This is a genomic window from Streptomyces sp. B21-083, assembly GCF_036898825.1.
Classification (GTDB): Bacteria; Actinomycetota; Actinomycetes; order Streptomycetales; family Streptomycetaceae; genus Streptomyces.
This window is the reverse complement of record NZ_JARUND010000001.1, coordinates 3,634,850-3,653,706: the sequence shown is the minus strand read 5'-3', so window position 1 is coordinate 3,653,706 and position 18,857 is coordinate 3,634,850. Positions and strand designations below refer to the sequence as shown.

Here is an 18,857-nt window from a genome sequence, read left to right as displayed (position 1 = left end):
CGGCACCAGAGCGCTGCACATCACTACGGTTGCGCCTGCCCGCAGACCCGCCGTGGCCGTACAGTCGATAGCCGACCGGTACGAGCAACAGCCGATATGAGCAACACCGAGACGACGAACAGGAGACGACGTGGGGACCGTAACGATCGGTGTGTCGATCGCGGTCCCGGAGCCCCACGGCAGCCAGCTCCAGGAGCGGCGTGCGGGCTTCGGCGACGCCGCTGCGCACGGTATCCCCACCCACGTCACCCTGTTGCCGCCCACGCAAGTCGACTCCGAGGCGCTGCCCGCCATCAAGGCACACCTCGTCGAGGTGGCCGCCGCGGGCCGGCCGTTCCCGCTGCGGCTCTCCGGAACCGGCACCTTCCGGCCGGTGTCGCCCGTCGTGTTCGTCCAGATCGTCGAGGGCGCGGAGGCCTGCACCTGGCTGCAGAAGCAGGTCCGGGACGCCTCCGGACCCGTGGCGCGCGAACTGCAGTTCCCGTACCACCCGCATGTGACGGTCGCGCACAGCATCGCCGAGGAGGCGATGGACCGCGCCTACGCGGAACTCGCCGACTACGAGGCCGCCTGGCCCTGCACCGGCTTCGCGCTCTACGAGCAGGGGCCCGACGCGGTGTGGCGCAAGTTGCGCGAGTTCACCTTCGGCGGGACCGTCGTGCCGCCGCAGGCCGCCCATGTGGAGCGCGGCCCGCTTCCGACCAGGTAGAACGACGAGGATCCGGCGCCCGCAGGGTACAAGCTCACTATGGACTGGCTGAAGAAGCTCCCCGGCGTCGGACGGATCGTCGTCCGCCTGACCGCCACACACGTATGGCGGTCGTACGAGCGACTCGACCGGGTGAAGTGGTCGCGTCTCGCCGCGGCGATGACCTTCATCAGCTTCGTCGCACTGTTCCCGCTGCTCACCGTGGCCGCCGCGATCGCCGCCGCCACCCTCAGCACCAGTCGGCAGAACGAGTTGCAGGACAAGCTCTCCGAGCAGGTGCCCGGCATCTCCGAGCAGTTGGACATCAACGGTCTCGTCCAGAACGCCGGCACGATCGGGGTGATCGCCGGCGCCGTGCTGCTGATCACCGGCATCGGCTGGGTCGGCTCGATGCGGGAGTGTCTGCGGGCGGTGTGGGAGGTGCCCGAGGACGAGGGGAACCCCGTCCTGCGCAAGGTCAAGGACACCGGGGTGCTGGTCGGGCTCGGCGGGGCCGTCCTCGTCACGATCGCCGCGTCCACCGTCGCCTCGGCGGCGGTCGGCCGGGTGGCACGGGGACTCGGCATCGACGAGGCCGGCTGGAGTGCGGTCCTGCTGCGCCTCGCCGCGTTCGCCGTCGCCGTACTCGCCGACTTCCTGCTGCTCCTGTACGTCCTCACCCTGCTGCCCGGCGTGGAGCCGACCCGGCGCCGGCTGGTCGTCGCCGCGCTGATGGGTGCGGCGGGGTTCGAGCTGCTGAAGTTGCTGCTGAGCGGCTATATGCAGGGCGTGGCGGCGAAGAGTATGTACGGCGCGTTCGGCGTCCCTGTCGCTCTGTTGCTGTGGATCAACCTGACGTCGAAGCTGGTGCTGTTCTGCGCGTCGTGGACGGCGACCCGTCCGGAGAGCGAGGGGTGAACGCGGCTTCAGCCCAGGTCACGTTTCCCGCCCGCCCACCCGTTTGCTGTCTCTGTCCAGCGCGGGCCCAGGTGTCTCAGCCGTGCCGGCGTGCACAGATCGAGCCGGTTCCGCCGCCTGTTTGCCGCATCTGTCCAGCGCACCCCCGCACCTCCCAGCCTGTCCGGCGTTTGAGGACGAGCGCGTTCAGCGCGAAGGGGGGTTCGGGGGCGCAGCCCCCGAGGATGGGACGGGTAGGGGCGGCGGGGGCGAAACAAACCCCGGCCCACCCCGGCCTCACCGCTGACGGCGTCGTACCAGCTCCGGCAGGGGCCACCGTCGGTTGACCAGGAACGCGGCCCCGGCCAGCAGCACCAGCACACCCCCGGCGATCCCGAGCGCGACGCCCATCCCGCGCCCGTCGGCTTCGGACGCGGTGGACGCGTTCGCGACCGGCGACGCGGAGGAGCCGCCCGTGGCGGACCCGTCGCCGGAGCCGCCACCCGCCTCTCCGGACTCGTCGCCGGAGCCCGCGGGCTCGGCCGACTCCGTCGCGCCCTTGGGAGCGACCAGCTCGCCCACCGGCTGCACCTTCCCGGCGGCCCGGAAACCCCAGTCGAGCAGCTGGGCGGTCTCCTTGTAGACCTCGTTGTGCTCGGCCTTCTCCGGGTTCATGACCGTGACCAGCAGCACCTTGCCGCCCCGCTCGGCGACCCCCGTGAACGTGGCGCCCGCGTTGGTGGTGTTGCCGTTCTTCACCCCCGCGATGCCCTGGTACACGGAGATGTCCGAGTCACCGGCGAGCAGCCGGTTGGTGTTCTGGATCTCGAAGGACCCGCGCACCGGTTTGCCCTGCTTGTTCTTCTTCGTCTCGCCCGGGAACTTGGCCGAAACGGTCGAGCAGTACTCGCGGAAGTCCTTCTTCTGCAGCCCCGAGCGCGCGAACAGCGTCAGGTCGTACGCCGACGACACCTGCCCCTTCTCGTCGTAGCCGTCCGGGCTGACCACGTTCGTGTCGAGGGCCTGGAGCTCCTCGGCGTGCTCGTTCATCTCCTTGACCGTGGCCGCGACGCCGCCGTTCATGTGGGACAGCACGTGCACCGCGTCGTTGCCGGAGCGCAGGAAGACACCGAGCCACAGGTCATGGACCGTGTACGTCTCCTTCTCCTTTATGCCGACCATGCTGGACCCGGCGCCGACGTCCGCCAGATCGGCGGGCGCGACCTTGTGCTTCAGCGTCCTCGGGAACTTGGGCAGCACGGTGTCGGCGAACAGCATCTTCAGCGTGCTGGCCGGGGGCAGCCGCCAGTGCGCGTTGTGGGAGGCGAGCACATCCCCGGACTCGGCGTCCGAGACGATCCACGAGCGGGCGCTGATGTCCTTGGGGATCACCGGCACCCCGTCGGAGAGGTTCACCTGCGTCCCGGCCAGGCCGAGCCGCTCCCCGCCCACGCTCGACATCTTCGCCGGGGGAGTCACCGACGGCGTGGCACTCGGCGTCGGCTTGGGAGCCGCGAACGCGGGTACGGGCGCGATCAGCGCGGCGGACAGCAGGGTGGCGGAGGTGACCAGCAAGGAGCGCTTGGCGGTCTTTTTCGAGGCGGGCACGATCGAGAACGTACATGTACCGGCCCGGGAAGTCGTACCGCCCTGCCCACCCCGGCCGAAGGACCCGGAGGACGGCGGCGATACTGGCCTCATGAAGCTCAGCCGCCCCGTCTCCTGGTTCCTGCTCGCCTTCGGGGTGTGGAGCTGGGTCATCTGGGTCACTTTCATCAAGAATCTGGTCAAGGACGGCAGCGGGCTCGCGTTCGACGACGCCGGCAGCCCGACGGCGTACTTCTGGGTGCATCTGGTGCTCGCGGTCGTCTCCTTCGTATTGGGGACGGTCGTCGGGGGCATCGGGTTGCGCGGACTGCGCGCTTTGCGTCAGACCTCGTAACGGGAGACGCACCCCCGATAACGGGAGCCACACCCCCCAATAACGCGAGCCACACCCCCGATAACGGGAGACACCCGCAACAACGGGAGACACACCCGCATGGTCATCGTCTTTCTGCTCGCCGGGCTCGCGGCGCTCGCCGCTCTTGTCGGTCTGCACTGGTATGTCTGGCGCCGTCTGGTGCGCGACACGACAGCGGGCCCTGGCCTCGCCCGCCGGGCCGGCACGGTCGTGTTCGTCGCCCTGCCCGTGATGATGGTCGCGGCCCTGGCCGCCGAGCGCGGTGGCGCGCCTTTCTGGCTCCAGCGCACGCTGGCCTGGCCGGGCTTCCTGTGGCTCGCCCTGTTCATGTATCTGGTGCTGGCCCTGATCGCGGGCGAGGTCGTACGGCCGCTGCTGCGACGCTTCCTGGAGCGGCGCGGGCCGGCCCGGGCTCCCGTACCGCCCCTGCGGCTTCGGAAGACGGAGACCGTCCCGGCGGGGGCACCCGAGAGCCCGGAAGCCGCCAAGGGGGCCACGGACACCCCCGACACCCCCGACACGCCCGGCACCCCCGACACGCCCGACACGCCCGGCACCCCCGGCACGCCCGGCACCCCCGGGACCCCCGGGACCCCCGGGACTCCAGGTACCGCCGCCCCCCGCGCCCCGGCTGTACCCCGTCTCCTCGTCGCGCCCTCCCGGCGTCTCTTCGTCTCCCGGGTGGTCGCCGGCTCGGCCGCCGCCGTGGCCGCCGGGACCGTCGGCTACGGCACGTACGGCGTCCTGCGCGGCCCCCGCGTGAAGCGCGTCACCGTGCCGCTGGCCAAACTGCCGCGCGGCGCCCACGGGTTCAGGATCGCCGTCGTCAGCGACATCCACCTCGGGCCCGTACTCGGCCGGGGTTTCGCGCAGAAGGTCGTCGACACGATCAACTCGACCCAGCCCGATCTGATCGCCGTCGTCGGTGACCTGGTCGACGGCAGCGTCAAGGACCTCGGCCCGGCCGCCGCCCCCCTCGCCCAACTCCGGGCGCGGCACGGCGCGTTCTTCGTGACGGGGAACCACGAGTACTTCTCCGGCGCCGAACAGTGGGTCGAGGAGGTACGGCGGCTCGGTCTGCGCCTGCTGGAGAACGCCCGCGTCGAACTGCCCGCCTTCGACCTCGCCGGGGTCAACGACCTCGCCGGGGAGAGCGAGGGCCAGGGCCCCGACTTCACCAAGGCGCTCGGCGGCCGGGACACCTCACGGGCGAGCGTGCTGCTGGCCCACCAGCCGGTGCAGATCCATGACGCCGTCGAGCACGGCGTCGACCTGCAGCTTTCCGGCCACACCCACGGCGGCCAGCTGTGGCCCGGCAACTTCGTCGCCGACCTCGCCAACCCCACTCTCGCGGGTCTGGAACGGTACGGCGACACGCAGTTGTACGTCTCCCGGGGCGCAGGCGCCTGGGGTCCGCCCACGCGCGTGGGGGCGCCGTCGGACATCACCGTCGTGGAACTGGCGTCCAGACAGGCCTGATCACACCCAGTGAAGATCACGGGTCGAGGTGGGGCCTGGACGACGCGTCCCTGCCCGGCAAGAAGCTCGACACCACCAACGGCACCGGCGGCGACACGCAGACCAGCAGCATCAACCCGGCCAACGGCTGGCACACGCTGTACGCGCGCACCATCGACTCCGGCGGGATCGGCGCGGACGGCGGTTCGGTCGCGTTCACCGCGACCAGCGGCGGCGGCTGGGAACCGCAGACCGGCGCGGGGTCCCTGACCCTGACGGGCTCGCTCACCGGCACCACCTTCACGCTGAAGAACGACGACGCGGACGTCACCGTCCTCACCAAGGCGGCCACCGCCGCCGCGACCTGGACCCTCACCTCCTCGGCGACCGCGGTCGACGACACCACGGTCACCGTCGCCTCGGAGACGGCCACGGTCGGCGGCAAGACGCCGGCCCGTCGACAGCACCCCGCACACCATCAAGAAGGCGCAGACCCCTGTGGTCGCCGAGGTGCTGGAGTTGGGGCACGGAAAGGTCTCCCTGATCTGCAGGACGCCGTACGGGCCTCAGGTCCAGGTGTCCATCGATCTCGCCGTCACCGAGGGCAGGGCCGTCGCCGTCATCACCTGCCGGCCGACGAGTAGCTGGAAACGCCTTGACGGCGGGGCGAGTTGGGCGATTGCGGGTACCTTGGAGCGCCATGTGCGAGCGGCACTGGACGAGGTCTGAAACCGGTCGGCAACAGGGCGTCGGTAACGTCTTTCCCATCTCGCAAGAAGTCCCTTCCCCCACACGAAACACCTGTGCTTAGGTGATCACCGCCACAGGGGAGTCGCCTGCGGCAGGGGGCCTGGGGAGGCACACCGATGCGCTCGGTACGCATGCGGATTCTCGCGGCGCTGCTCATTGTGGCGGCAGCGGGCGCGGTCGGCTGGCAGTTGATGCCGAAAGGATCCGACCACGGCAGGACGATCACCGTCGGCACCACCGACGCCGTGACCTCCCTCGACCCGGCCGGCGCCTACGACGCCGGCTCCTGGGCCCTGTTCAGCAACGTCTTCCAGACCCTGCTGACCTACCGGGCGGACGGCACGGCCCCCATCGAGGACGCGGCGAAGAGCTGTGACTTCAAGGGTTCCGACCTGCGCACCTACGTCTGCGTCGTGCGCGACGACCTCGCCTTTCCGAGCGGCCGGAAGATGACCGCCGAGGACGTGAAGTTCTCCTTCGAACGCGTCAAGCGCATCAACACCGACGTCGGCCCCGCGTCCCTGCTCGGCACCCTCGCCTCGGTCGACGCCAAGGGCCTGACGGTCACCTTCCACCTCAACTCGCCCGACGCCACCTTCCCGTTCAAGGTGGCCACCGGAGCCGGCGCGATCGTCGACCACGAGCGCTACCCCAAGAGCGGCCTGCGCACCGACAACGGCGCCGACGGCACCGGACCGTACCTCCTGAAGACGTATACGAAGGAGAAGCAGGCCCTCCTCGAACCCAACGACCACTACAAGGGCGCCGTGAAGAGCACCGGCCGCCCCATCCACCTGCGCTACTACGCCGATCCGCCGGCCCTCGACAAGGGGTGGAAGGCCAAGCGGATCGACGTCGCAACCCGTCAGCTGCCGCCCGCAGTCCTCGCCGGCCTCTCGCCCAGCGACCCCGGCCAGCAGGTCGTCGAGAACGACAGCGCCGAGACCCGCAACCTCGTCCTCAACCTCCGCGCGGACTCCCCCCTCCACGACCCGCTCGTCCGCCGCGCCCTGGCCTGGCTGGTCAACCGGGAGGAACTCGCCGCCACGGTCTACAAGGGGACGGCCGCCCCCCTCTACTCACTGATCCCGGCAGGCCTCACCGGCCACACCACCTCGTTCTTCGACGACTACCCCGAGCCCAGCGTCACCCAGGCCCGCGACCTGCTCACCGAGGCAGGCGTGAAGCTCCCCGTCCGCTTCACCTACGGCTACGCCAAGGGGCGCGGCGCCGCCGCCGAGGAGGCGGCCCTGCTCAAGCGGCAACTGGAGAAGGGCGGCCTGTTCGAGGTCACCGTCAAGGGCTACGAGTGGACCGACTACCAAAAGCGCTACGCGGCAGGGAAGTTGGACGCCTACGCCGTCGGCTGGGTCGCCGACTTCCCCGACCCGGACACCTTCACCGGCCCACTGGTCGGCACCGGGAACAGCATGAAGAACGAGTACAGCAACAAGAAGGTGGACCGGCTGATCCTGGACAGCCGCCGGTACGCCGACCGCAATCGCGCCGCCCAGGACTTCCGCGCACTCCAGCAACTGATCGCCCAGGACGTGCCCGTGATCCCGCTGTGGCAGCGCAAGGAGTACACGGTCAGCAGCGAGGACGTCAGCGGCGGCCAGTACCTCTCGGACGGCACCGGGGTCTTCCGCCTCTGGAGCCTCGACTGGATCTGACGCCGACCGTCCGAGGAGCGTGGAACCTACTCAGCCACCTTTCTCGTCATCCCGCCGCTCGGGTACGGGAAGGGCGTTGGTCATCCCCGGCAGGAAGTCGCTGAACAGGTCGTGGACCTCGCGGACCAGCGGGCGCAGCACCCGGAAACGGGCCAGGGTCACTCCGCGCGCGGTCAGCCGGGCGCCGCGCCCGGCGAGCCGGTAGGTGCGCTCACGACCCTCCGTACGGTCGTAGATCCAGTACATGACCATGCCCATCTGGGACAGCCACATCAACTCGGGCAGAATGTCCCGGAGTTCCTCGGGCACCTTCGCCTTCGACCCGGCGAGCACTTCCCGGTGCACCTCGATGGCCTGCGTGCGCGCGTGTTCCGACTCGGGGGAGAAGGGGCTGAGCGGACTGTTCGGGTCGGCGGCGGTCTTGAAGAACTGCACGGCGAACTCGTGGTACGGAGCGGCCACATCGAGCCAGGCCCGGTGCACCCCGGCGAGCCGGGCCTCCAGGTCGGTCTCCCGGTCCAGGACCTCCCGCGCGACCACCTGGTAGTCGCGGGCGAGCTGGTCGTAGAAGCCCTGGATCAGGTGCTCCTTGCCGGCGAAATAGTAGTACGCGTTGCCGACGGAGACACCGGCCTCCTGAGCGATGGCCCGCATGGTCGTCTTCTCGTACCCGCGTTCCTTGAACAGCCGCATGGCCGTCTCCAGGATCAGCGCACGGGTCTGCTCACTCTTGGCGGGAGTACGCGTGGAGGGCTCGGCGGACTCGGGCGACTCGGGGCTGTCTTTCGCTGCTGGCACGGAACGAGCCTAACCAGTGGAGCAGGTGCCACTGTCACAGCCGGGCGGGCTGTGGACCCACCCGAACCGTGGGTCGTACGACCATCCGTCCGCCCGCCGGTACACCGGGCGCCCACTCCTGTCGGTGCCCCACTGGCTCCCGCGCCACTTGGCTGCGGCGAGCACGGCACCCTTGGCGAGCCGGGCCCCGGCCGGGGTGGCGAACCGGTGGGCGAGCGGCCGGTACTCACGCAACGCCCACAGCACGACGACCCAGGCACCGGTGCCGCGATAGATCTGCCCGGAGTCCCCGACGACGGTGATGTCGTCGAGGGTGGCGGCGTGATCGAGGCCGGGGAAGAGCTCCCGAGCCCGCGGCGAACCCGCCGGAACCATCGCCAGCGGCACCAACTGCGGCTGCCGTACGAGCCAGCCGCGCACGAAGGTGCACAGCGCGCAGTCGGCGTCGTACAGGACGGTGAGCCGGCGGACCGGGACGCCCCCCGTGGCATCCCGGTCCGCGCGGGCGGTGGTGTCCCCCGGCCCCACCGCGTTCAGGTGGCTCATCGTGCTCACGCCCCGACAGTGGGGGCGACCCAGCCCTGCGGCGCGACGGGCGGTACCTGCTCCCGCTCCATGACACCGCGCCGACGGATCTTGCTGAGCACGAACACGTTGGCGAGATGCATGACACCGAGCACCAGCAGCACGACCCCGAGCTTGGTGGAGAGCGCCTCGAACACCTCCCGGGTGCTGCCGATGTCCCCGTCCCCGCTCAGATAGAGGGCGACGAACCCGAGGTTGACGAGATAGAAGCCGACGACGAGCAGATGGTTGACGGCATCGGCGAGCTTCTCGTTCCCACGCAGCACATCGGCGAGAAAGACCCGCCCGTTGGTACTGAGGGTGCGGGCCACCCAGACGGTCAACGCGACGCTGACCAGCAGGTAGATGACGTATGCGACGACTGTGAGGTCCATGTCTTAGTCCTTGTCCCCGTGCTCCTTGAACGACTTGAACGCGTTCAAAAGTGCTTACGGAGGAGACTGTAGACCTATTTTTGAACACGTTCAAGCAGTAACTGGGCTGGGTTGGCTGCGTTGTTCCGCCGACGGGGTTCTGTCTGAAGGAGCCGAAGGGGGAGGCTGTGAGCACGCGGGACGAGCGGGACAGACGCGCTTCCACACCCGCACGCTGCGCCTGCTTGAGCGGACCGCGAACACAGGCCCGGACCAGACCTGGTACGAACCGGAGGGCGTCGCCCTTGTCGTCGAGGTCGTCGCCGCCGACACACTGGAACGCGACCGCGAGGGCAAGCCCCGCAAGTACGCGGCGGCAGGAGACCCACATTTCTGGCGGGTCGAGGCGGACGGCGAGGAGGGCCCGCCGGTCGTGTACGTCTACGAGCGCGACCCGGCCACGAAGACGTACATGCTCACCGGCATCCTCCGCGACCGCCTGAAGGTCGCGGTGCCGTACGAGATCGAGATCGACCTGACGGCAGTCAACCGCCGGCCGGGCTCATGAACGTGCCAGCTCCGGCCGCTTCGTGTAGTCCGTGAACCCGATGACGTTCCCCCACGGATCCGCGATCTCGACGGTCCAGCCCGTGGCCACGGAGAGCGGGGTGTCGAGCGGGGTGATCCCGGCCGCGGACATGGCGCGGAACGCGGCCTTGGCATCCGGCACCTCAAGCCAGATCCGGGGCGAGGCCCACGGCGGCGACCGGTGCCCGAGAGCTTCCTCGACGCGCAGCAACAATCCAGGAGTCTCCGCGCCGACCTTCAGCACGGCGATCCCGGCCTCGTCGAGCCGGGCGTTGACACCGAACCCGGCCCGCTCGTAGAAGTCGACCGCCTCCCCGAGATCCCCGACAGGCAGCAGCACGTTGTCGAACCCGAGCAGTTCGTACGACTCGTCATCTGACATGGCGTCAGGGTAAGGGGATGGTCGGCGGAATCGGGGGAGGCGGGTGAGGCGAACGGGGGAGGCCGTGACCGGGCCGTGCTGGTCAGGGTGCGCTGACCGGGAGGTGCTGATCAGAGAGTCGGCTTCGACTGTCCGGCGTCGAGGATCTCCGCCAGAAGGGTCGGCCCAAGGGCGCCTGACGGCAGGCAGTGAAAGTCCCCGGAGAGCCATGGCTTCCCGGGGATTTCCGCTGCGGCCCGATCCGGCCGGGTGCGGCGGGCGCCCGCCCAAGCGGGAGATCGTGATGGGCGGTCAGTCGAGCGGGACGGGACCGGGGCTGTCCCGCTCCTCGTCCCCGGTCTCCAGGTCGTCCAGGTCCAGGGTGTCAAGGTCGTCGTAGGCGGGCGCGGGCAGGCAGGCACCCCGGCTCACCGCGATCCGGTGAATGTTCGTCAATGCCTCGGTCAACTGGACTGCCAGCAGGTGTAGTTCGCCAGGAGTCCACCGGCGCCCGTCCAGAGTGTGCTGTGCCTCCTGAACGAGTTCACCGGCCAGGCCGAGTTGGGCCGACTCCATGTTGTCGGCGAGGCGTGACAGGTATCCGGTCCGGGGTGCTCCGACTCAACACCCGCCCGTACGCCGCGAACTCACCACCACGTCGTCCATCCGCACGTCGTACGACGACGGCGACGGGTTGGCCTGGTACAGCTGCCAGCCCAGCTTCAGCTTGTCGAACGTCGGGAAGACGAAGTCGGAGTCCTGGGCGCCGCCGTGGTGCTTGGTGTCGACCGTCAGGTCCGACTGCTCGACCCCGTCGAAGTACACCGTGACCCGGTTGTCAGCGGCGTCCAGATGGAACTCCACGCAACTCCAACTACCCGCGACCGCCGGGGCCGACGTCTTCCATGACGTCCAGTCGCCCGTGAGACCCAGGTCGGAACCGACGCCCCAGAAGTTGCCCTTGTCCGTGGGGGCGTACTGACCGCCCAACGGGCGTACGAGGGTGGGGGAGTCGGAGCCGGAGGCCTCCGCGGCCGTCCAGTGGGCCCAGTCGGGGGCCGTGGGGACGGCGTCCAGGCGTAGGCGCAGGCGGGCCCAGTAGCTGTTGCCGGGCGGGGCGAGGTCGGGGAAGACGAGGAAGGCGCGGCCGTTGCCCTCCGTATGGACACGGAGTTCGCGGCCCTTGCCGGTCGAGCTGCGGGCGATGGTCAGGGTGCCGTTGGAGGTGTCCGTCGTCCAGCCGTGGCCTGCGGTGACCGGGCCGAGCGGAAGGTGGTCGAAGTTCTCGCGTGCGAGGGGCCGTTGGCCAAACACTGTTCCGTGCGCGGGAGTTGCCGAGGTTGCCGAGGCGGTGGGGGGTATCGCGAGCAGCGTGGCAGCCATTGCCGCGGCGGCCGACAGTGCTGCGATCGATTTCCTCAGGATGGTCATGTGCCCAGTCTGTAACGGGAGTTGACCGAGTTCCTAATGGTGCAGACGGGCCGAAACGCCCGAGGGCCCTGTTTCCGCATCCGCAGAAACAGGGCCCTCGGGTGAACTCAACAACACCGGAAGATCAGAACCGGCGCGTGATCAGCGCCCGCTTCACTTCCTGGATCGCCTTCGTGACCTCGATGCCGCGAGGGCACGCGTCCGTGCAGTTGAACGTCGTCCGGCAGCGCCAGACACCGTCACGGTCGTTCAGGATCTCCAGCCGCTGCTCGCCGGCCTCGTCACGCGAGTCGAAGATGAAGCGGTGGGCGTTGACGATCGCGGCCGGGCCGAAGTACTGGCCGTCGTTCCAGAAGACCGGGCACGACGACGTGCACGCCGCGCACAGGATGCACTTCGTGGTGTCGTCGAACCGTTCCCGGTCCTCCGCAGTCTGGAAGCGCTCGCGCGTCGGCTCGTTGGTGTCCTTCGTGATGAGGAAGGGCATCACATCGCGGTACGCCTGGAAGAACGGCTCCATGTCGACGACGAGGTCCTTCAGGACCGTCAGGCCCTTGATGGCCTCGACCGTGATCGGCTTGGCGGGGTTGATGTCCTTGATCAGGGTCTTGCAGGCAAGACGGTTCTTGCCGTTGATCCGCATGGCGTCCGAACCGCAGATGCCGTGCGCGCAGGAGCGACGGAACGTCAGCGAACCGTCCTGGTCCCACTTGATCTTGTGGAGGGCGTCGAGGACGCGCTCCTTGGGGTCGATCTCCAGCTGGAAGTCTTCCCAGACCGCCTCGGCCGCCAGCTCCGGGTTGAAGCGGCGGATGCGGAAGGTGACCGTGATGTACGGGGAGTCGGCGAAGCCGGGCTCGGGCTCGCCGGCCGCTTCCGCCTTGTCCAGAACAGGGGTTGCCATCAGTACTTACGCTCCATCGGCTGGTAGCGGGTCTGGACGACCGGCTTGTAGTCGAGACGGATGGACTCGGTGCCGTCGTCGCCCACCTCGCGGTACGCCATGGTGTGGCGCATGAAGTTGACGTCGTCGCGGGTCGGGTAGTCCTCGCGGTAGTGACCGCCGCGCGACTCCTTGCGGGCCAGCGCGGAGACCGCCATGACCTCGGCCAGGTCGAGCAGGTTGCCCAGCTCGATGGCCTCCAGGAGGTCGGTGTTGAAGCGCCGGCCCTTGTCCTGGATCGAGACGTTGCGGTAGCGCTCGCGCAGCTCCGCGATCTTCTCCACCGCCGTCTTGATCGTCTGCTCGGTACGGAACACCATCACGTTGGCGTCCATGCACTCCTGCAGCTCCAGACGCAGCGCGGCGACCCGCTCCGTGCCCGTGGACTCACGCAGGCGCTCCACCTGGGAGACCACCAACTCCGCCGGGTTCTCGGGGAGTTCGACGAAGTCGGCCTTCTGGCTGTACTCCGCCGCCGCGATACCGGCCCGCTTCCCGAACACGTTGATGTCCAGGAGGCTGTTCGTGCCCAGACGGTTGGCGCCGTGCACCGACACACACGCGACCTCGCCGGCCGCGTACAGGCCCGGTACCACCGTCGTGTTGTCGGAGAGCACCTCACCCTGGACGTTGGTCGGGATGCCGCCCATCGCGTAGTGCGCGGTGGGCTGGATCGGGATCGGGTCCGTGTACGGCTCGATACCGAGGTAGGTGCGCGCGAACTCGGTGATGTCGGGCAGCTTGGCGTCCAGCTGCTCCGGCGGGAGATGGGTGAGGTCGAGGTAGACGTGGTCGCCCTCGGGTCCGCAGCCGCGTCCCTCGCGGATCTCCGTGTAGATGGAGCGGGACACGACGTCACGCGACGCCAGGTCCTTCATCACCGGCGCGTACTTCTCCATGAAGCGCTCGCCGTCCTTGTTGCGGAGGATGCCGCCCTCACCACGGGCGCCCTCCGTCAGCAGGATGCCCATGCGCCAGATGCCGGTCGGGTGGAACTGGAAGAACTCCATGTCCTCCAGCGGTAGCCCGCGACGGTAGACCGCCGCCTGGCCGTCACCCGTGAGCGTGTGGGCGTTCGACGTCACCTTGAAGAACTTGCCGGTGCCGCCGGACGCGTAGATCACGGCCTTCGCCTGGAAGACGTGGATCTCACCGGTGGCGAGTTCGTAGGCGATGACGCCCGCGGACCGCTTCACGCCGTCGATCTCGACGATCAGCTGGTCGAGGACGTAGAACTCGTTGAAGAACTCCACGCCCTCTTTCACACAGTTCTGGTACAGCGTCTGGAGGATCATGTGACCGGTGCGGTCGGCCGCGTAGCAGGACCGGCGGACCGGCGCCTCGCCGTGGTTGCGGCTGTGACCGCCGAAGCGGCGCTGGTCGATCGTCCCGTTGGGCGTCCGGTTGAACGGCAGGCCCATCTTCTCCAGGTCGAGGACCGAGTCGATGGCCTCCTTCGCCAGGATCTCGGCGGCGTCCTGGTCGACCAGGTAGTCACCGCCCTTGATCGTGTCGAAGGTGTGCCACTCCCAGTTGTCCTCCTCCACGTTGGCGAGCGCGGCGGCCATACCGCCCTGCGCGGCGCCCGTGTGGGACCTGGTCGGGTAGAGCTTCGTCAGTACGGCGGTACGGCTGCGCTTCGTCGACTCGATGGCCGCGCGCATGCCGGCGCCGCCCGCGCCGACGATGACGGTGTCGTACTTGTGGATCTTCATCAGAATTACCTCAGCCCCTTGTGACCCGGTGGCCTAGCGGATGTTCGGGTCGAAGGTGAAGATCACCAGCGTGCCCAGCAGGATCGTGAACACCGTGGCGGTGTAGAGCAGGCCCTTGAGCCACAGCCGGGTGTTCGCGCGCTCCGCGTAGTCGTTGATGACGGTGCGCAGGCCGTTGGCGCCGTGCAGCATCGCCAGCCACAGCATCAGCAGGTCCCAGACCTGCCAGAACGGGGAGGCCCAGCGGCCGGCCACGAAGGCGAAGCCGATCTTGGAGACGCCGCCGTCCAGCACCAGCTGGATGAGGAGGTGGCCCAGGACCAGCACGACCAGGACGATGCCGGACAGCCGCATGAACAGCCAGCCGTACATCTCGAAGTTGCCACGGGTGGACTTCGGGGTCTTCTTGGTGCGCTTGCGCGGGGCCTCGATCAGGGGCGCCGGGTTGTCGGCGTCGTAGCCCGGATACGTGCCCGCGCCTTCGACGGGGCCGATGCCCGAGGCGGTGGTTTCAGTCGTCGCCATGTGGGTCAGCTCCCGAACAGTTCACGAGCGGCGTGGCCGAGGACGGGGTAGATCGCCCCGATCATCAGCACGATCCACAGGCCGACGACGGTCCACAGCATCTGCTTCTGGAAGCGCGGGCCCTTCGACCAGAAGTCGACGGCGATGACGCGGAGGCCGTTGAGCGCGTGGAAGAGGATGGCGGCGACGAGGCCGTACTCCAGCACGGCGACGATCGGGTTCTTGTACGTGGCCACGACGCCGTCGTATGCCTCGGGGGAGACACGGACGAGAGCGGTGTCCAGGACGTGTACGAACAGGAAGAAGAAGATGAGGACGCCGGTGACTCGATGAGCCACCCAGGACCACATTCCTTCCCGGCCGCGGTACAGCGTTCCAGCCGGCACGGAAAACCCTCCGGGAGCGGGGATCTGGAGCCGCGCCGGCTTCGGGTGTCGGACGGGCCCGGCCGGGTACGGTCCACCGGCCCTGGCCATCGTAGCGACGTGTTGTCGGAACGCTTACAGCGGGCCTACCGATGTGATCAAACAGGCTCGTACGGGCTACTGCGTGCGGCTACTGGGGGAGGTGCTTGCGGTTGTTTCGCCGGGTGCGGGTCAGTTGCGGCTGGTCGCGCAGTTCCCCGCGCCCCTGAGGTGACTCGCCAGCCGTTTTCTTGCCAGGCGCCGGAGTTCCTCTGCCGCGACCACCCGTTCCTCCTCCGGATCGTTCGTCAGACGTGACCGGATGCCTGACAGGACCTGGTTGAGGGCCTCGTCCGGGGAAATGTGGTCGACGCAGATGACGAACACGTGGCCGAATCGGCTCTCGTACGCCGCATGCGCCGCCCCCAGGGCCATGTGGGCCGCCGAGTACACCCCGTCAGGCAGCGCCGGCAGAGCCTCGGCGGCCAGGGCCTCGGAGAGGTCGCCCGGGGTCAGGTCGTACGCCGCCTCGTCCGCTGCGGCGAGCAGGGAGTCCAGGTCGGGGTAGGGGCGGTGGTCCGTGAGGCGGCGGGCCCAGCGGAGGCTGTGCAGGCAGCTGAGGAGCGTGCGCTCGATGTCCTCGGCGGGCTCGGTGTTGAACCGCTCCAGGCTCGGCGGCGTAGGAGAGGGGGACTCGGCGCGCGTCTGGGCCGGCATGGCGAGCGGGCCGGAGAGGTGGGGAAGACGGTGCGCGGACAGCGTGAGTCCTCGGTGTTCTGGGGAGGCGGGTGGGGAGATGTGCGGGAGAAGCGTGGGACGAGTGTGAGAGAAGTACCGCTCACATTATCGAGAAGTGGTCAGTAGCTGTCCGACGGACGTCTGAATTTCACCCGAACGGGAGAGTTTCGGAACGTACGGTGGACCACTTCGGTGGGGTGCGGTCGTAGGTTTCAGAGGTGGAGGCGAATCAGGAGGTGCGTGGCATGCGGGCGATACGTGAGGCTCGGGCAGGTGGAGACCGGTGACCGGGCGCAGGCGTCGGGCTCCCGAGCGGAAACGGGGTCTGGGGAGGAAGACGTACGGGCAGGGGCCCGGGTTGCTTCTCGGGGCCGGTGTTCTCGTGGCGGCCGGTGCGGTGGGCGTGACCGTCGCCCTCTGGCCGGTCGGCGACGCGGGCCCCGACACCGGCGCCGGCAGTGACATCGCGTCGACCGGCGCCGCGCGTTCCTCGGACGCGGCCGGGGCGGCCAGCTCCCCGTCCACCTCGTCCCGCGCCCAGGCCCCCGCCCCGCCCTCCCCGTCTCCGGCCCGCGTCTACCCGCTCTCCAAGACGCCCCGCACCATCCCCGCCGTACGCGAGCACATACCCGCCCGGGGTCCGGGCTGGCGCCCAGCGTCGGCGTCCCGGGTGGTCGTCGGCGCCGGCGCACTCGCCGACGAGGGGAAGCTGCTCGCCGGTGAGCTGAGGATGACGTACGGCGGGACGGCCGCCCCGCGTGCCGGGGACGTCCAGCTCAAGCTGGACCCGGGTCAGGCCGCGAAGGGCCCCGAGTCCTACACCCTCACCGTCACCAACGGCCGCGTCACCGTCGCCGGCCCCGCCGAAGCCGGCGTCTTCTACGGCACCCGCACCCTCAAGCAGGAGGTGAGCGGCGGGAGCACCGCCCCCGAGGGCGTCGTGCGCGACCGGCCGGCCAAGGCGCAGCGCGGGTTCATGCTGGACATCGCCCGCAAGCCCTTCACGGCGTCGTGGATCAAGGACCGCGTCCGTGAGCTGGGCGACCTCAAGTTCAACGAGCTGGGCCTGCACTTCTCCGACGACCAGGGCTTCCGGATCGCCTCCGACACCCACCCGGAGATCGTGTCCAGCGACCACCTCACCAAGGCCGAGGTCCGCGGCATCGTCGCCCTCGCCGCGAGCCGCCACATCACCGTCGTACCCGAGATCGACAGCCCGGGGCACCTCGGCGCGGTCCTCGCCGCCCACCCCGACCTCCAGCTGAGAAACGCGCAGGGCACGCCGGCCCGCGGGGCGATCGACATCTCCAAGCCGGAGTCCGCGAAGATCGTCGACGATCTGCTGGGCGAGTACGCCGACCTCTTCCCCGGCGCGTCCTGGAACCTGGGCGGCGACGAGTACCGGGCCCTGACGGTCTCCAGTCCGGCGACCTCCTACCCCCAGCTCGCCGCCGCGGCCGCCCAGAAGTACGGGTCCGGCGCCGGTGTCTCCGACCTCGCTACGGGCTGGCTCAACGACCGGGCCGCCACTGTCCGCGCCCACGGCCGGACAGCCATGCGCGCCTGGAACGACGGCTTCTACCAGTCGAGTTCCGTGCAGCCGGGCAAGAACATCCAGGTCGCCTACTGGACCGGCAAGGAGATCGGCGCCCGGCAGCCGGCCGGGTATCTGAGCGCCGGCCGCAAGGTCGTCAACTACAACGACGAGTACCTCTACTACGTGCTCGGGCAGCCGAACACCTTCGTCTACCCCACCGGCGAGCGGATCTACAAGCAGTGGACGCCCCGGGTGCTGCGCGGCAGTACGGCCGTCTCCTCGGCGTACGACGGGCAGATACTCGGCGGGGTCTTCGCCGTCTGGTGCGACCTCGCCGGATCGCAGACACAGAACCAGGTGGCCGCCGGGATACGGATGCCGCTGCGGGCGACCGTGCAGAAGCTGTGGGACCCCCGCGCCCAGCCGCCCCTGTCCTGGACCGACTTCAGGAAGCTGGCGGGAAGGTTGGGCTGAAACGGGGTGGACGTACGGGCCCGGTGCGCCATAGGTTCCGCACGACTAGTACATGTATTCGTCTGTCTGTCGGGCGTGGCCCTGGGGAGGGGCGGCGCCCGCTTTCTCGTTTCCGGGGGATCCGTATGTTGTGCAAGCACTGCAAGCTGTCCACGGCCGCTTCACCCGAGGGCCTGTGCTGGGACTGCGCCGACGCCGCCGACGAGCCCACGTCCGGGCGCACGTTCGTGTCCCAGCCCGTGCTCTCGCCGCCGACCGCGCCCACCGGGCCCGTCGTCCAGCCGCACGGACCGGCCTGGCTGCGTTCGCCGGTCGGACTCGGCAAGGCCGTCGCCGTGATGCTCGGCGTGGTCCTCGCCGCCGACCTCTTCTCCGTCTACGCCGGCCTCACCATGTACGACGCGATGGGCTCCCTCGCGGACGACGGCCTCGGCGTCGGCGGTTACAACGCCCTCATGCGCCGCGCCGACCACGCGGACACGCTCTACGCCGCCGCCGGGGTCGCGCAGACGGTGACCTTCGTCGCGACGGCCGTCTTCTACCTCGTCTGGTTCCTGCGCGTGCGGGTCAACGCCGAGGTGTTCGATCCGTTCGGGCACAGCATGAAGCGCGGCTGGGCGGGCTGGGGCTGGTTCGTGCCGGTCGTCTGCCTGTGGTTCCCGCGCCGGATCATGCTGGACATCTGGGACGCGAGCAGCGCCGCCGGAACCCGCGCCTCGCACGCACTCGTCAACGCCTGGTGGACGCTGTGGCTCATCGCGCTCTTCACCGACAGTTTCGGGTCCAGAGCGTACGACCGGGCCGACACGGCAGAGGAGATCCAGGACGCCACCGGCCAGGTGCTCTTCTCCGACGCCGTCGACCTGGTGGCAGCCGTGCTCGCGATCCTCGTCGTGCTCCGGCTGACCCGTATGCAGCACGAGAAGGCCCTGCAGGGCCCCGCCTCCGTGGGCGTCTGACGTCCGATTGTCGGATC

General features: G+C 69.3%; 22 protein-coding genes. 9 read left to right on the top strand and 13 right to left on the bottom strand.

The genetic code is table 11. The annotated features are described in order from the left end of the window. Window positions 1-130: 130 nt before the first annotated feature. Both QA861_RS16385 and QA861_RS16380 read left to right on the top strand, forming a co-directional pair. On the top strand, window positions 131-709 hold the full coding sequence (locus QA861_RS16385; RefSeq protein ID WP_334589058.1) for a 2'-5' RNA ligase family protein: 579 nt from the start codon (window positions 131-133) through the stop codon (window positions 707-709). 39 nt (window positions 710-748) lie between these two features. Next, window positions 749-1,606 (top strand): YihY/virulence factor BrkB family protein, encoded by an 858-nt coding sequence (locus QA861_RS16380; RefSeq protein ID WP_334589057.1) that lies wholly within the window; start codon window positions 749-751, stop codon window positions 1,604-1,606. 276 nt (window positions 1,607-1,882) lie between these two features. Here the strand turns inward: QA861_RS16380 and QA861_RS16375 are convergent, their stop codons facing one another. Then, on the bottom strand, window positions 1,883-3,193 hold the full coding sequence (locus tag QA861_RS16375) for a D-alanyl-D-alanine carboxypeptidase family protein (RefSeq protein WP_334589056.1): 1,311 nt from the start codon (window positions 3,191-3,193) through the stop codon (window positions 1,883-1,885). Between QA861_RS16375 and QA861_RS47395 the strand changes: the two genes are divergently transcribed. Next, window positions 3,141-3,527, top strand: a complete 387-nt coding sequence (locus QA861_RS47395; protein WP_503461745.1) for an SCO4848 family membrane protein — start codon at window positions 3,141-3,143, stop codon at window positions 3,525-3,527. The two genes, QA861_RS16375 and QA861_RS47395, sit on opposite strands and share 53 nt — an antisense overlap. 99 nt (window positions 3,528-3,626) lie before the next feature. Then, window positions 3,627-5,027 (top strand): metallophosphoesterase, encoded by a 1,401-nt coding sequence (locus QA861_RS16365; RefSeq protein ID WP_334589054.1) that lies wholly within the window; start codon window positions 3,627-3,629, stop codon window positions 5,025-5,027. A 16-nt stretch (window positions 5,028-5,043) separates the two neighbouring features. Here the strand turns inward: QA861_RS16365 and QA861_RS16360 are convergent, their stop codons facing one another. Further along, window positions 5,044-5,451, bottom strand: a complete 408-nt coding sequence (locus QA861_RS16360; RefSeq protein ID WP_334589053.1) for a hypothetical protein — start codon at window positions 5,449-5,451, stop codon at window positions 5,044-5,046. A gap of 53 nt (window positions 5,452-5,504) precedes the next feature. Between QA861_RS16360 and QA861_RS16355 the strand changes: the two genes are divergently transcribed. Both QA861_RS16355 and QA861_RS16350 read left to right on the top strand, forming a co-directional pair. Continuing rightward, window positions 5,505-5,735, top strand: coding sequence for a hypothetical protein (locus tag QA861_RS16355; protein ID WP_334589052.1), 231 nt, complete (start codon window positions 5,505-5,507; stop codon window positions 5,733-5,735). 137 nt (window positions 5,736-5,872) lie between these two features. Next, window positions 5,873-7,429 carry an ABC transporter substrate-binding protein gene (locus QA861_RS16350; RefSeq protein ID WP_334589051.1) on the top strand — a complete coding sequence of 519 codons (1,557 nt, stop codon included), beginning with the start codon at window positions 5,873-5,875 and terminating at the stop codon, window positions 7,427-7,429. Between the two features lie 30 nt (window positions 7,430-7,459). Here QA861_RS16350 and QA861_RS16345 read toward each other — a convergent pair whose 3' ends face one another. The 3 genes from QA861_RS16345 to QA861_RS16335 are packed head-to-tail and all read right to left on the bottom strand — an operon-like array spanning window position 7,460 to window position 9,186. Next, window positions 7,460-8,227: a TetR family transcriptional regulator gene (locus tag QA861_RS16345; RefSeq protein WP_334589050.1), complete on the bottom strand. Its 768-nt coding sequence runs from the start codon at window positions 8,225-8,227 to the stop codon at window positions 7,460-7,462. Between the two features lie 9 nt (window positions 8,228-8,236). Further along, a complete protein-coding gene (locus tag QA861_RS16340; RefSeq protein WP_334590587.1) occupies window positions 8,237-8,773 on the bottom strand; it encodes a thiol-disulfide oxidoreductase DCC family protein in 537 nt (178 codons plus the stop codon). A 5-nt stretch (window positions 8,774-8,778) separates the two neighbouring features. Then, window positions 8,779-9,186, bottom strand: coding sequence for a hypothetical protein (locus QA861_RS16335; protein ID WP_334589049.1), 408 nt, complete (start codon window positions 9,184-9,186; stop codon window positions 8,779-8,781). Window positions 9,187-9,220: 34 nt separating this feature from the next. Between QA861_RS16335 and QA861_RS16330 the strand changes: the two genes are divergently transcribed. Then, window positions 9,221-9,733, top strand: coding sequence for a Uma2 family endonuclease (locus QA861_RS16330; protein ID WP_334589048.1), 513 nt, complete (start codon window positions 9,221-9,223; stop codon window positions 9,731-9,733). On the opposite strand, the gene QA861_RS16325 is transcribed toward QA861_RS16330, so the two are convergent. The 8 genes from QA861_RS16325 to QA861_RS16290 all read right to left on the bottom strand — a co-directional run bounded on the left by QA861_RS16325 (window position 9,728) and on the right by QA861_RS16290 (window position 15,849). Beyond that, the gene (locus tag QA861_RS16325) at window positions 9,728-10,135 is read right to left on the bottom strand and encodes a VOC family protein (protein WP_334589047.1); all 408 of its coding nucleotides are present in this window, start codon (window positions 10,133-10,135) and stop codon (window positions 9,728-9,730) included. The two genes, QA861_RS16330 and QA861_RS16325, sit on opposite strands and share 6 nt — an antisense overlap. Before the next feature lie 291 nt (window positions 10,136-10,426). Beyond that, window positions 10,427-10,690 carry a hypothetical protein gene (locus QA861_RS16320; protein ID WP_334589046.1) on the bottom strand — a complete coding sequence of 88 codons (264 nt, stop codon included), beginning with the start codon at window positions 10,688-10,690 and terminating at the stop codon, window positions 10,427-10,429. A gap of 45 nt (window positions 10,691-10,735) precedes the next feature. After that, window positions 10,736-11,545, bottom strand: a complete 810-nt coding sequence (locus QA861_RS16315; protein ID WP_334589045.1) for a hypothetical protein — start codon at window positions 11,543-11,545, stop codon at window positions 10,736-10,738. Window positions 11,546-11,669: 124 nt separating this feature from the next. Beyond that, window positions 11,670-12,449 carry a succinate dehydrogenase iron-sulfur subunit gene (locus QA861_RS16310; protein ID WP_334589044.1) on the bottom strand — a complete coding sequence of 260 codons (780 nt, stop codon included), beginning with the start codon at window positions 12,447-12,449 and terminating at the stop codon, window positions 11,670-11,672. After that, a complete protein-coding gene (sdhA, locus tag QA861_RS16305; protein ID WP_334589043.1) occupies window positions 12,449-14,203 on the bottom strand; it encodes a succinate dehydrogenase flavoprotein subunit in 1,755 nt (584 codons plus the stop codon). The genes QA861_RS16310 and sdhA overlap by 1 nt, the downstream gene beginning before the upstream one ends. A gap of 33 nt (window positions 14,204-14,236) precedes the next feature. Further along, the gene (locus QA861_RS16300) at window positions 14,237-14,728 is read right to left on the bottom strand and encodes a succinate dehydrogenase hydrophobic membrane anchor subunit (protein WP_334589042.1); all 492 of its coding nucleotides are present in this window, start codon (window positions 14,726-14,728) and stop codon (window positions 14,237-14,239) included. A gap of 5 nt (window positions 14,729-14,733) precedes the next feature. Next, window positions 14,734-15,114 carry a succinate dehydrogenase, cytochrome b556 subunit gene (gene sdhC / locus QA861_RS16295; RefSeq protein ID WP_334589041.1) on the bottom strand — a complete coding sequence of 127 codons (381 nt, stop codon included), beginning with the start codon at window positions 15,112-15,114 and terminating at the stop codon, window positions 14,734-14,736. 210 nt (window positions 15,115-15,324) lie between these two features. Continuing rightward, complete coding sequence (locus tag QA861_RS16290) at window positions 15,325-15,849, bottom strand: 2-oxo-4-hydroxy-4-carboxy-5-ureidoimidazoline decarboxylase (protein WP_334589040.1); 525 nt, start codon at window positions 15,847-15,849, stop codon at window positions 15,325-15,327. 304 nt (window positions 15,850-16,153) lie between these two features. Here QA861_RS16290 and QA861_RS16285 point away from each other — a divergent pair, with 304 nt between their 5' ends. Further along, window positions 16,154-17,881 carry a beta-N-acetylhexosaminidase gene (locus tag QA861_RS16285; RefSeq protein ID WP_443041490.1) on the top strand — a complete coding sequence of 576 codons (1,728 nt, stop codon included), beginning with the start codon at window positions 16,154-16,156 and terminating at the stop codon, window positions 17,879-17,881. A 125-nt stretch (window positions 17,882-18,006) separates the two neighbouring features. Beyond that, window positions 18,007-18,840, top strand: a complete 834-nt coding sequence (locus QA861_RS16280) for a DUF4328 domain-containing protein (RefSeq protein ID WP_334589039.1) — start codon at window positions 18,007-18,009, stop codon at window positions 18,838-18,840. Window positions 18,841-18,857: the final 17 nt, after the last annotated feature.

What these genes read in the sequence shown, in the direction of transcription:
- QA861_RS16380 (WP_334589057.1), top strand. Translation starts at nt 749, where the DNA reads ATGGACTGGCTGAAGAAGCTCCCCGGCGTCGGACGGATCGTCGTCCGC.
- QA861_RS16365 (WP_334589054.1), top strand. Translation starts at nt 3,627, where the DNA reads ATGGTCATCGTCTTTCTGCTCGCCGGGCTCGCGGCGCTCGCCGCTCTT.
- QA861_RS16350 (WP_334589051.1), top strand. Translation starts at nt 5,873, where the DNA reads ATGCGCTCGGTACGCATGCGGATTCTCGCGGCGCTGCTCATTGTGGCG.
- QA861_RS16340 (WP_334590587.1), bottom strand. Translation starts at nt 8,773, where the DNA reads ATGAGCCACCTGAACGCGGTGGGGCCGGGGGACACCACCGCCCGCGCG.
- QA861_RS16335 (WP_334589049.1), bottom strand. Translation starts at nt 9,186, where the DNA reads ATGGACCTCACAGTCGTCGCATACGTCATCTACCTGCTGGTCAGCGTC.
- QA861_RS16325 (WP_334589047.1), bottom strand. Translation starts at nt 10,135, where the DNA reads ATGTCAGATGACGAGTCGTACGAACTGCTCGGGTTCGACAACGTGCTG.
- QA861_RS16320 (WP_334589046.1), bottom strand. Translation starts at nt 10,690, where the DNA reads ATGGAGTCGGCCCAACTCGGCCTGGCCGGTGAACTCGTTCAGGAGGCA.
- QA861_RS16315 (WP_334589045.1), bottom strand. Translation starts at nt 11,545, where the DNA reads ATGACCATCCTGAGGAAATCGATCGCAGCACTGTCGGCCGCCGCGGCA.
- QA861_RS16310 (WP_334589044.1), bottom strand. Translation starts at nt 12,449, where the DNA reads ATGGCAACCCCTGTTCTGGACAAGGCGGAAGCGGCCGGCGAGCCCGAG.
- sdhA (WP_334589043.1), bottom strand. Translation starts at nt 14,203, where the DNA reads ATGAAGATCCACAAGTACGACACCGTCATCGTCGGCGCGGGCGGCGCC.
- QA861_RS16300 (WP_334589042.1), bottom strand. Translation starts at nt 14,728, where the DNA reads ATGGCGACGACTGAAACCACCGCCTCGGGCATCGGCCCCGTCGAAGGC.
- QA861_RS16290 (WP_334589040.1), bottom strand. Translation starts at nt 15,849, where the DNA reads ATGCCGGCCCAGACGCGCGCCGAGTCCCCCTCTCCTACGCCGCCGAGC.
- QA861_RS16280 (WP_334589039.1), top strand. Translation starts at nt 18,007, where the DNA reads ATGTTGTGCAAGCACTGCAAGCTGTCCACGGCCGCTTCACCCGAGGGC.